Source organism: bacterium (genome assembly GCA_019912885.1).
Classification (GTDB): domain Bacteria; phylum Lernaellota; class Lernaellaia; order JACKCT01; family JACKCT01; genus JAIOHV01.
The window spans coordinates 1-9949 of the sequence record JAIOHV010000021.1 but is presented as its reverse complement, the minus strand read 5'-3'; the positions used below and the strand labels follow the sequence as shown (position 1 = coordinate 9949).

Here is a 9949-nt window from a genome sequence, read left to right as displayed (position 1 = left end):
GATCGATAAATGAAGAATCCGACGATGACCGCGGCGATGCCCAAAAACGCGAACACGACGCGGCTTGCCATATCCGTCACCGCTCCCGACGACGCCGTGACGCCGGTGGCGATCGCCACGCCCGTGCCCACGCCGCCGCCCGCGCCGCCCGCCCCGGTGGACGACGCGCAAACGAGCGTCGCCTCGATCGAGGAAGCGACGCCCGCGCCAACGCAAGCGCCGTTCGCGCCGATGACGCCCACTCCCGAAGCGCCCGCCGGGCCCGATCCGCGCCAGGCGATGATCCAGGCGCTCGTGCTCGAGGCGCAGTCGTTTCTCATATCGAAGCAATACGTCCGTCCCGCGCGGCCGGACAACGTGCTCGACAAGCTGAAGAAGATCGAGGAGATCGAGCCGAAGCATCCGTTCCTCGCCGCCGCGCGCGGACAGATCCTCGACGACTACGAAGGGCAGATCGACAAGGCGATCGCCAGGAAAGATTGGCTCGCCGCGCGCAACCTCGTGAACGACGCGCGTCTCGTCGCGCCGGATCATCCGCGCGTCGGCAATCTCGACGCCAGGGTCGAGGACGCCGGCAAGAGCGCCGCGGCGCCCGCCGTCGCCGCGACCGGAGAATGCCCCGCCGACATGGCGTTCATTTCGGGCGGAACTTTCTCGATGGGCATCCGGCCGAACGATCCGATGGCGCAGCCGAACGATCCCGCACCAAGCGAGGCGGCTTTCAAATCGTTTTGCGTCGACTTTTTCGAATATCCGAACAAGGAAGGCGCGTTGCCCGAGGGCGGCTTCGATTTCGCGATGGCGCAAAACGCGTGCAAGGATGCGGGCAAGCGCCTTTGCACCGAAACCGAGTGGGAGGCGGCGTGCGCAAGCGGCACGCGCGACCGCAAATTCCCCTACGGGAACGTCTACATCGAGGACGCCTGCGCGACGCAGACCTCGGAAGGCCGTGACCGCGGCGTCGCGTATTCCGGAAGCTGGCACGGATGCAAGACCGTCCAGAACGTGTTCGACCTGTCGGGCAACCTGCGCGAATGGACCGCCACGCCGTTTGATGACGACAAGACGGCGTACGTCATCAAGGGCGGTGACGGCTACAACCCCGGCCACGCGGCGCGTTGCGGCGCGAGGCAATCCGCCGCGGGATCGGCAAAACGAAGCTGGCTCGGTTTCCGCTGCTGCAAAGATCCCTCATGACCGCCCGCGCGGCGGAAATTCGAAACGGATTGCCAGTGCGTGATGTCGGCGATATCGACGCGGCGGACCCGCGCCCGAAAAACGAACGGGCGCCAAAGATCGCGGAACGCCATCCTCAATCCTCGCCGCTGCCCGCCAACGTCGCGCGATTCGAGGAGCTGTGCCTTGCGGATCTGGCCGGGCGCGACGTGTCCGCGGACATCGTCGTCATCCCGCTCGCGCCGTGCGAAAACCACGGGACGCACCTGCCAACCGGCACGGACATCTACATCACCGATGCCATCTCGCGCCGCGCGGTGCATCGCTACGCCATAACGCACGCCGATGAGCGGGTGATTCTCTATCCCACCATCTCGCTGGGCAGCGCGACGATTCGCGGTACGGGATCGGTGAAGGTCACGTCACGCCAGTTGCGCCGCGCGTTGACCTATCTTTCGCGGCGTTTCATGAAGCAGGGCTACCGGCGCTTCGTGTTTTTCTCCGCACACGGCGGCGTGCCGCACAGCGGCGCGATTGACGACGTGTGCGCGCATTTGCGCGGGCGCGGCGCGCTCGCCATCGCCCCGGGCGCGCAGGCGGCCGTGCGGGCGTACCGGGGCGAATACGCCGATATCCTCGCCGCGCGCGGAGTCGAGCTCCCCGGCGGCATCGACCTTTGGCAAAACGACCTGCACGCGGGTTGCCTCGAAACCGCGATGATGCTCGCCATCGCCCCGCACCTGGTTCGCCCGGGCTACAAGACGCAGCCGCCCGTTTACGCGCCGCGCCGCGCTTGGCTGTCCGCGATTGAGCGCGGCCTCGTCGGCCTTTCGCGCCGGCTGCCGCTTTCGGACGACCTCAAGACGGAGATCGCACTTGGCGCGCGCGTCGGCGCGATCGACCTGTCGTGGATCCTGCGCGGCCGGCTCGACGGCTATCACGGAGAACCGGCACTTGCCACGCCTGAGTTCGGCGACGCGCTCTTGTCCGTGATCGGCGACGATCTCGCCGAGGCGATGGAGGAGGTCTTCCATCGCGGCGCGGACCCGGCCGCCTATCGCAGCAGCGCCTATCTTTTCGAGTGGCTGAAAAATCTCGGCATCGGCCTTGCGCTTGTCGTCGTCGCGCTGCTGGCGGTGTCCCTGTGGTGAAGTTGAAATCCGCGAAGACGGCGACGGCGCGCGCGAAAAGCCTGCGCCCGATCGCGATCGAACGCGGCGTGAATCCGTACGCCGAAGGAAGCTGCCTCATTCGCATGGGGCAGACGCACGTCCTCGCGACCGCGAGCGTGGAGACGACGTTGCCGCCGTGGCTGCGCGGCAAGGGGCGCGGCTGGGTGACCGCGGAATACGCCATGCTCCCGCGCGCCAACCGCGAACGCACCCCGCGCGAGCGGTCGCGGCCGTCCGGCCGCTCGCAGGAAATCCAGCGGCTCATCGGGCGATCGCTACGCGCGATCTGCGATCTGCCGGTGCTCGGCGAGATGCAGATCGTCGTCGATTGCGACGTGCTCCAGGCCGACGGCGGAACGCGCTGCGCGTCGATCAACGCCGGCTACATCGCACTCGCCGACGCGGTGGCCTGGTGCCTCGCGGCCGGGAAGATCGCCCGTTCGCCGCTTGTCGATTCGGTGGCGGCCGTCTCCGTCGCGCTCGTCGATGGCCTGATCGTCACCGATCCGGACTACGCGCAGGATTCCGCCGCGGACGTGGACGCGAACTTCGTCGTCACCGGCAAGGGCCGCTTGGTCGAAATCCAGATGAGCGGCGAGGAAGCGACGTTCGGCGACGACGACCTCGCCGCCATGCTCGCCGCCGCGCGCACGGGCGTCAAAAAAATCGCGCGCGAACAGGCGGCCGCACTTCGAAAACCGTTGGCGCACAAAACCGCGCGCGGGTCGCGCTGACGAAAAGGTCGCCCGTCGATACGTCCATCATGTCCATCGCGTCCATCAGGTCCATTTTGTCCATGCCCGCCGTCGTTCGCGCCGGCGCCGCGACGCGCTTGCAACGACCTTCCAGCCTCTTCCTGCGATGCGCTCGCGCCTGATCGTCGCCACCAACAACGCCGGCAAGATGCGCGAACTGCGGCGCATCCTTGAACCGCTTGGGTTTTCGCTCGTGACCGCGCGCGAGGCGGGCGTGGAAGATGCCGCGGACGAGATCGGCGAAACCTTCGAGGAAAATGCGATCGCAAAGGCGCGATTTGTCGCCGAACGTACGGGCGAACCCGCGATCGCCGATGACTCGGGCATCGCGATCGACGCGCTCGGCGGCGCGCCCGGCGTACGTTCCGCGCGTTTTGCCGGACCCGACGCGACGGACGACAACAACAACCGCCGGCTCCTGGAATCGCTGCGCGACGTTCCGGACGGTGAGCGCGGCGCACGATACGTTTGCGTCGCGGCCTGCGTCGCCCCGGATGGCCGCTTGCTGACCGCGCGTGGCGAGGCGGAAGGCGTCATCACGCGCGCGCCGCGCGGCAGGGGCGGCTTTGGCTACGATCCATACGTGCTCGACGAGGCGTCCGCGAAAACCTTCGCCGAGATGACCGCCGGTGAGAAGGACGCCATCAGCCACCGAGGACGCGCCTTTCGCGCGTTGGCTAGAAGCCTGCCTGCATTTCTCGAACGCCACGGCGACGATCGGAGCCGCGACCGTTAGGGAGCGGGCGGATTCGCGCAGGAACCTGGGTGGCGCGGCCGGGGTGGAAAGCGACGCATGACCCGGCCTTGGGCGGGAAGGCGACCCCTTCCCCCCAAGGCCGATACGGAGCCTGTGTTTCCGGGTCGCGCGATCAGAATCCCGCGGCGGGCGGAAGTTCGGACGCGCCCGTCGGAGTCTCGCACGCCACGAAATTGAAGTCCCAGGAGTCGTAATAGGCGCCTTCGAAATACCGGTCCACCGATGCGGCCGCACCGGTGCCGGAGCCGACGCCGTAGTCGTCGGACGGCAATCCGCCGCCGTCGAAGTCCCAATAAAACGCGTAGGTCAACGCGCTCGTGGATCCCGTGATCGCGAAATACGCGGGAAAGGTCGGATAGGTTCCGCCGCAACCGTCGCTATAACCGACAAAGACGGGTACTCCGGACGGAGATGTCCATCCGTATTGCAGATAGAAGTTGTCGCACCAGATATCCGGCGAGATGCAAAACGCCGCCGAGGCCGTCGAGGCGATCGCCATCGCCATGACCAGTACCGCCGCCAGAACAAGAATCTTCTTCATCGCTTTGTCCCCCTTATGGTGTTGCGTTCTTCCAAGTGGCCGCAAGCCGAAAAAAACTCTCCTGACGCGGCCGCACCCGGGCGCCGCGCGATTTCTATTTTTCTGAAGCAAGGGGGGAATCTTACCCGCGGCACGAACGGGTCGCAAGAAAATTTTTACGACGAACGCGCGAACTGGCGCAAACCGGGAAAATTCGCGCGTATCGCGTAACGGTGTTAACGCCGCGCGGCGACCTTCAGGTTCAGATCGAGCCGGCGCGTCGCTAGGTGCTGTTCGTCGGGCGGGAGCTGGCCGAAATGGCGTCGCAGCCATTTCTCGATGCGCAGGTTCATGAGCTGCGGCTGCTCGATCGGCGCGGTGTGCGTCGATTTGGCGAGCATCAGAAGCTCCGCGCCCGGGATGGCGTCGCGCATGTGCTCGGACAGGCGCCCGGGTGTGAAACCGTCGTGCTCGCCCGCGACGATCAGAACGGGCACGCGGATCGTTCCCAGGATGTCCTCGGCGGTGTGCCGGCTCGCGGAATCGACCATCTTCATGAACACGCGCACGGGCACCTTGGCGAGGTCGCGAAAGTAAGGGAGGAAATCCTCCTCGTGGACGAGGTGGTGGTTGATTTCGGTCATCACCGCCATCCAGTAACCGATCTTCGACGGCGCGAGGTACTTCCACAGCGGCGTGAAAACCCAGGGCGTCAGGACCGCCGGGAAATAGAACAGCGGGAAGACCCACTCGACGTTCGCGTTATTGAAGGTGCGCAGCGGGTGGCCGTAGCTGCCGCAAACGGGAACAAGGCCGTCCACGCGCTCGGGGTACTGCCGATAGAATTCCAGGATGACCTGCACGCCCATCGAGTGGCCGACGAGGATCGCGGACTCCTGGCCGTCGTCGTCGAGAACGCGCGCGATGTCCTTTACGGTATCGACAATCCGCAAAAGATTGCCGTCCTCGGGCACCGCGCTTTTGCCGTGGCCGCGGTAGTGCATGTGGATGAGGCGGTTGGTCGCGCGGAAATGCTGCTCGAAATATTTCCAGACATATCCCGCGCACCCGACGCCGTCGCAAAGCACGATCGGCAGGCCCTTACCCGACGCCTCGTAATAAATTTCCGTGCCGTCAAACGACGAAATGAATGCCTGCTTGATTTCCGTCATCGCGTGTACCCCCGGATGCGAGACGTTTATTAGAAGGCTCGCGCGCGCGCGTCAACGACATCCGCGCGGCGAAGGTCATGCGCTCGCGTTTTTCATGATAATCCTGACGCATGCCGAACCCGTTGACCCTGATCGTACGCGCCGAGTTCGCGGGCATGCGCGCCGACCGCGCACTCGCCGCCCTGATCCCCGGTCTGTCGCGCCGAGCCGCGGCCGATCTTTGCCGCGCGGGCCTGGTGACGCGGGCAGGCCGCCGCCTTCGCCCCGGCGACGCACTCTCCGAGGGTGACGCGATCGCCGCCGACCTGGCACCGGTGATCGGCGGGATTGCGCCGGACGACTTCCCGCTCGACGTGCTGTATCAGGACGACGCGCTCGTCGCCGTCAACAAGCCCGCCGGACGCCACACCGTGCCGCTTCGTCCGGGCGATCGGGGCACCCTCGCGCAGGCTCTCGCCGCGCGGTATCCCGAAATGGCCGGTGCCGGCGGCGATCCGCGCGAGGGCGGCGTGTGTCATCGGCTGGACCTGTGGACAAGCGGCGTCCTTGTCGCCGCGCGCACGGCGAACGATTTCGCGGCGGTGCGCGCCGCGTTCGGCGCCGGAAGCATTCGCAAGACGTATCTCGCAATTGTCGCGGGTGCGCCGCCGGATGCGTTCGACGTCGATGCGCCCATCGGCCACCCGTCGCGTCGCGCGCCGCGCGTCGCGGTGGGCGGCAAGGGGCGCGGCGTCGTGCCCGCGCGCACGCGGTTTGCGGTGATCGAGCGCGTGGGCGAAACGGCGATCGTGCGCGCGTATTGCGCCACCGGCGCGATGCATCAGGTCCGCGCGCACGCCGCGCACGCCGGCTTTCCGCTCGTGGGCGACACGCTTTACGGAGGCCCGCCGCACCCGGCCGGGCGGTATTTCCTTCACGCGCATACGATCGAATTGCCACACCCGCGCACGGGCGAGACGATGTCGATCCATGCGCCGCCGCCGGAGGAGTTTCCGGTGGCGATCGGGGAGATGGGCGTGGAAGGGCGTCGGACAAAATGGACTTGATGGACTTGATCGACAGGTGATGGCGGCGCGAGAAAAGTCGGAAAGCGCACAGCGCTTTGGTCTTGATCGAACGGTCCGTTGCGATGGACATTCCCAATTCGCAATTCCCCATTCCCAATTCGATTATCCGATTGCGCTCCCATCCCCCTGCCGATATCATCCGCGCCAAATCGGGGCTTTTCCTATGACCACACCCAATATGCGCGGATCGGCAAGGCGGCGGGCGATCGTTTGCGCCGCGTTTGCGGCGTTTTTTGCCGCGGCGTGCGGCAAAGCCGGCGTCCAAACCGAAGATCTGACGCGTCTGGGCCGCGAGGACGCCGTTCAGCTTGCGTATGAGACGGATAAGAACGGCGCGATCGTCCCCAAGGGCTTCGCGCATCCGGTGACCGTCGGCGCGGACACCGTCGCCGGCATCCTCTCGATGCTGACGTATTCCGAGCACGTGTTTTTCAAGTGGCGCGACCGGGGAGAGATGTTCAACGAGACCGAAGTAAAAAAACTCGCCGGCCCCATCGCGAGCGCCTTCGCGCAGGTCGGGCCGGATCAGTGGATTTCGTTTTCCGTCACCTCGTACAAGCGCGACCTGTTGTTCAAATCGCGCCGTCTGACGACCGGCTGGATGTGGATGGAAGCCGGCGAGAAGCTCAACATCGTCATGGGAAACTTCCGCCTGGAGATGGTCAACGACATCGATCCGTACGACGGCGATCCGCGCAAACGCTACCAGCTCGCCACCTATCGCATCGATCCGACGCCGCAAAATCTGCCGCCGCCGATCGACGAGAATGACGAAATCCTCAAGCGCGAGCATCACAACTGGACGATCGTCAACGTCGCCGCCGTGCGCGAGGCGCAGAAGGCGAAGACCGAGACGCCGGCCGCGTCCCCCCCGGCGCCCCGCGACTCGGCCGAACGCCTTGCCGACCTGAAACGCCTTTTCGATCAGGGACTCATCACGCAGGAGGAATACGACGCCAAGCGCCGCGAGATTCTCGACGAGCTTTAGCGCCCGGATCCGCCCGCGCCGTATCGTGCAACTTCCGTGTTCACGCACCGCCCGACATTTGCCCGCATTGACCTGGATGCGCTGGAGCACAACTTCCGCGTCATCCGGCGGCGGCTCGGCGAGGACATCGGCATCATCTCGGTGGTCAAGGCCGACGCCTACGGCCACGGCGCGGTGCCGATCGCGGCGAACCTCGAGCGCCTGGGCGCCTCCGGGTTCGCGGTCGCGTTTTGCGAGGAGGGCGTTCAGCTCCGCGAGGGCGGCATCACCAAGCCGATCCTCGTGCTCGGCGGCATCTATATCGGCGAGGCGCAAAAAGCGTCGTATTACGACCTGACGCCCGTGCTCTTCTCGCGCGAAAACGCCGAGGAGACCGCGCGCGAGGTGCGCCGCGTGGGGCGCCGCCTCGCGGTGCACCTGAAAGTCGACACGGGCATGAACCGCATCGGGATGAGACCCGAGGAGGCCGAGGACGTGCTGCGGCTGGTGCGGGAGTCCGAGGTGCTCGACGCGCAAGGGCTTCTGACGCACCTGGCCACCGTGTCGCCCGATCTGGGCGATTCGTACTGGAGGCAGGTGACGGCGTTTCGCGACGTGGTCGATCGTCTGACACCGATGATGGACAAGCCGCAGGTGCACATGGCCAACAGCGCGGCGGTGCTGGCCGCGCCGCGCCCGCCGTTCAACGCCGTGCGCGTGGGCAAGGCCATGCTCGGCGCTTATCCGGGCGACGCCTTTCGCGGTATGCTCCCGCTCAGGCCGGTTCTTTCGCTCGGTACGCAAATCACGCACCTCAACGCGATTCGCGCGGGTGAGGCGGTGAGCTACGAGGGGACGTTCGTCGCGGGGCGCGAAACGCTTGTCGCGACGATCCCGATGGGTTACGCGGACGGCCTGAACCGCAAGCTGTCGAACACCGGCGAGGCGCTTGTGCGCGGGCAGCGCGCGCGCATCATCGGCAACGTGTGCATGGACATGACGATGCTCGACGTGACGGACATCCCGGGCGTTGCCGCGGGCGATCCGGTCGTCCTGATCGGCCGCCAGGGCGACGGGGAGATCAACGTGCACGAGGTGGCGCGCCACTGCGGGACCATCCCGTACGAGATCTTCACGAACATCAACCACCGCGTGGCGCGCGTGTACGTGAAGGGGCAGGGCAAGCGATGACGCGCGCCCTCGACGCGCTCGGCGCCGCCATCATCGGCTCCATCGAGGCGGTCGGCCGCGTGATGGTGCTGTTTTTCGAGACCCTGCGCTGGCTCGTGCAGCCGCCGTTTCGGCTCGAGCAGGTTTTTCGCCAGCTCGAGTTCATCGGCGTGCAGTCGCTGTCGATCATTGTGCTCACCGGCGGGTTCGCCGGCGCGGTGATGGCGCTGCAATCGGGCTACGCGTTTTCGATCTTCGACGCGAACTCGATGGTCGGCACGGCGGTCGCGCTCGCGGTGACGCGCGAGCTTGGGCCGGTGTTCACCGCCATCATGGTCGCGGGCCGCTGCGGCAGCGCGATGGCCGCGGAGATCGGAACGATGAAGGTGACCGAGCAGATCGACGCGCTGCACGTCATGGCCGTCAACCCCGTGCAATTCCTCGTCGTGCCGCGCGTCGTCGCCGCGACGATCATGCTGCCGCTTCTTACCGTCATCTTCGATTTCGTCGCCGTGGTCGGTGCGTGGGTTGTCGCGACGATGTTGCTCGACGTTTCGTCGGAGATTTTCTACGACAGCATCGTCACGTACGTGAAGCACTCCGACTTCACGAACGGCCTCATCAAGGCGACCGTGTTCGGCGCCATCGTCGCGATCGTGTCCTGCTACATGGGATACACGACCACGCGCGGTGCCGAAGGCGTCGGCCGCGCGACGACCGCGGCGGTCGTCGTGTCGAGCGTGTCGGTGCTGATTTCGGACTATTTCCTGACGGCGATGCTCTTCACGACTTGAAGAGGCCGGAAGGACATCGCAGACGTGCCCGTGTCCGGTAATGGACATGATGGACGTAATGGACAATATGGACGGTTGACCAACGCGCGTGCCGTTGCGATGGCCTTCCAGCCTTCCAGCCTTCCAGCCTTCCAGCCTTCCAGCCCCTACTTCTTGCCCTTCCCGCTTTCGCTTTCGTCGGGCTCCATCACGATCTTTCCGTCCACGATCTTCAGCCCCGCGAACGGTTTGAACGTCGTCGAGCTTTTCTCGCCGAGTTGACGCGCGTCGCGCTGCGAGCCTTTGGCCGCGCGCTCGGGCCGGCGCCCGAACATCGCCAGATCGTCGCCGCGTCCGGTTTCGCGCGGGGCGCCGTCACGATCGCGGTCACGGTCACGCGGCGGCCGGTCGCCGCGGGGG

12 protein-coding genes are annotated in these 9949 nt (G+C 66.1%); 8 read left to right on the top strand and 4 right to left on the bottom strand.

Annotation, left to right across the window (positions count from 1 at the left end):
* Positions 1-242 (bottom strand): hypothetical protein (locus K8I61_01865; GenBank protein ID MBZ0270754.1); only part of this gene is annotated, 242 nt, incomplete at its 3' end.
* Between K8I61_01865 and K8I61_01860 the strand changes: the two genes are divergently transcribed.
* The 4 genes from K8I61_01860 to rdgB all read left to right on the top strand — a co-directional run bounded on the left by K8I61_01860 (position 232) and on the right by rdgB (position 3839).
* Positions 232-1197, top strand: a complete 966-nt coding sequence (locus K8I61_01860) for an SUMF1/EgtB/PvdO family nonheme iron enzyme (GenBank protein MBZ0270753.1) — start codon at positions 232-234, stop codon at positions 1195-1197. The two genes, K8I61_01865 and K8I61_01860, sit on opposite strands and share 11 nt — an antisense overlap.
* 35 nt (positions 1198-1232) lie before the next feature.
* Entirely contained in the window at positions 1233-2327 is a 1095-nt protein-coding gene (locus K8I61_01855) for a creatininase family protein (protein ID MBZ0270752.1), read from the top strand.
* Between the two features lie 2 nt (positions 2328-2329).
* On the top strand, positions 2330-3082 hold the full coding sequence (gene rph / locus K8I61_01850) for a ribonuclease PH (protein MBZ0270751.1): 753 nt from the start codon (positions 2330-2332) through the stop codon (positions 3080-3082).
* 127 nt (positions 3083-3209) lie between these two features.
* Positions 3210-3839, top strand: a complete 630-nt coding sequence (gene rdgB / locus K8I61_01845) for an RdgB/HAM1 family non-canonical purine NTP pyrophosphatase (protein MBZ0270750.1) — start codon at positions 3210-3212, stop codon at positions 3837-3839.
* Positions 3840-3972: 133 nt separating this feature from the next.
* On the opposite strand, the gene K8I61_01840 is transcribed toward rdgB, so the two are convergent.
* Complete coding sequence (locus K8I61_01840) at positions 3973-4401, bottom strand: hypothetical protein (GenBank protein ID MBZ0270749.1); 429 nt, start codon at positions 4399-4401, stop codon at positions 3973-3975.
* 215 nt (positions 4402-4616) lie between these two features.
* Positions 4617-5552 carry an alpha/beta hydrolase gene (locus K8I61_01835; GenBank protein ID MBZ0270748.1) on the bottom strand — a complete coding sequence of 312 codons (936 nt, stop codon included), beginning with the start codon at positions 5550-5552 and terminating at the stop codon, positions 4617-4619.
* Between the two features lie 110 nt (positions 5553-5662).
* On the opposite strand from K8I61_01835, the gene K8I61_01830 reads away from it, so the two are divergent.
* The 4 genes from K8I61_01830 to K8I61_01815 all read left to right on the top strand — a co-directional run bounded on the left by K8I61_01830 (position 5663) and on the right by K8I61_01815 (position 9550).
* Complete coding sequence (locus K8I61_01830) at positions 5663-6598, top strand: RluA family pseudouridine synthase (GenBank protein MBZ0270747.1); 936 nt, start codon at positions 5663-5665, stop codon at positions 6596-6598.
* Between the two features lie 184 nt (positions 6599-6782).
* Entirely contained in the window at positions 6783-7607 is an 825-nt protein-coding gene (locus tag K8I61_01825) for an SHOCT domain-containing protein (protein ID MBZ0270746.1), read from the top strand.
* A 36-nt stretch (positions 7608-7643) separates the two neighbouring features.
* A complete protein-coding gene (gene alr / locus K8I61_01820) occupies positions 7644-8777 on the top strand; it encodes an alanine racemase (GenBank protein ID MBZ0270745.1) in 1134 nt (377 codons plus the stop codon).
* Positions 8774-9550, top strand: a complete 777-nt coding sequence (locus K8I61_01815) for an ABC transporter permease (protein MBZ0270744.1) — start codon at positions 8774-8776, stop codon at positions 9548-9550. The genes alr and K8I61_01815 overlap by 4 nt, the downstream gene beginning before the upstream one ends.
* 146 nt (positions 9551-9696) lie before the next feature.
* On the opposite strand, the gene K8I61_01810 is transcribed toward K8I61_01815, so the two are convergent.
* A partial coding sequence (locus K8I61_01810) for a hypothetical protein (GenBank protein ID MBZ0270743.1) occupies positions 9697-9949 on the bottom strand: 253 nt, incomplete at its 5' end.

Coding starts and splice junctions, on each gene's coding strand:
- K8I61_01860 (MBZ0270753.1), top strand. CDS start 232: ATGACGCCCACTCCCGAAGCGCCCGCCGGGCCCGATCCGCGCCAGGCG.
- rdgB (MBZ0270750.1), top strand. CDS start 3,210: ATGCGCTCGCGCCTGATCGTCGCCACCAACAACGCCGGCAAGATGCGC.
- K8I61_01840 (MBZ0270749.1), bottom strand. CDS start 4,401: ATGAAGAAGATTCTTGTTCTGGCGGCGGTACTGGTCATGGCGATGGCG.
- K8I61_01835 (MBZ0270748.1), bottom strand. CDS start 5,552: ATGACGGAAATCAAGCAGGCATTCATTTCGTCGTTTGACGGCACGGAA.
- K8I61_01830 (MBZ0270747.1), top strand. CDS start 5,663: ATGCCGAACCCGTTGACCCTGATCGTACGCGCCGAGTTCGCGGGCATG.
- K8I61_01825 (MBZ0270746.1), top strand. CDS start 6,783: ATGACCACACCCAATATGCGCGGATCGGCAAGGCGGCGGGCGATCGTT.
- K8I61_01815 (MBZ0270744.1), top strand. CDS start 8,774: ATGACGCGCGCCCTCGACGCGCTCGGCGCCGCCATCATCGGCTCCATC.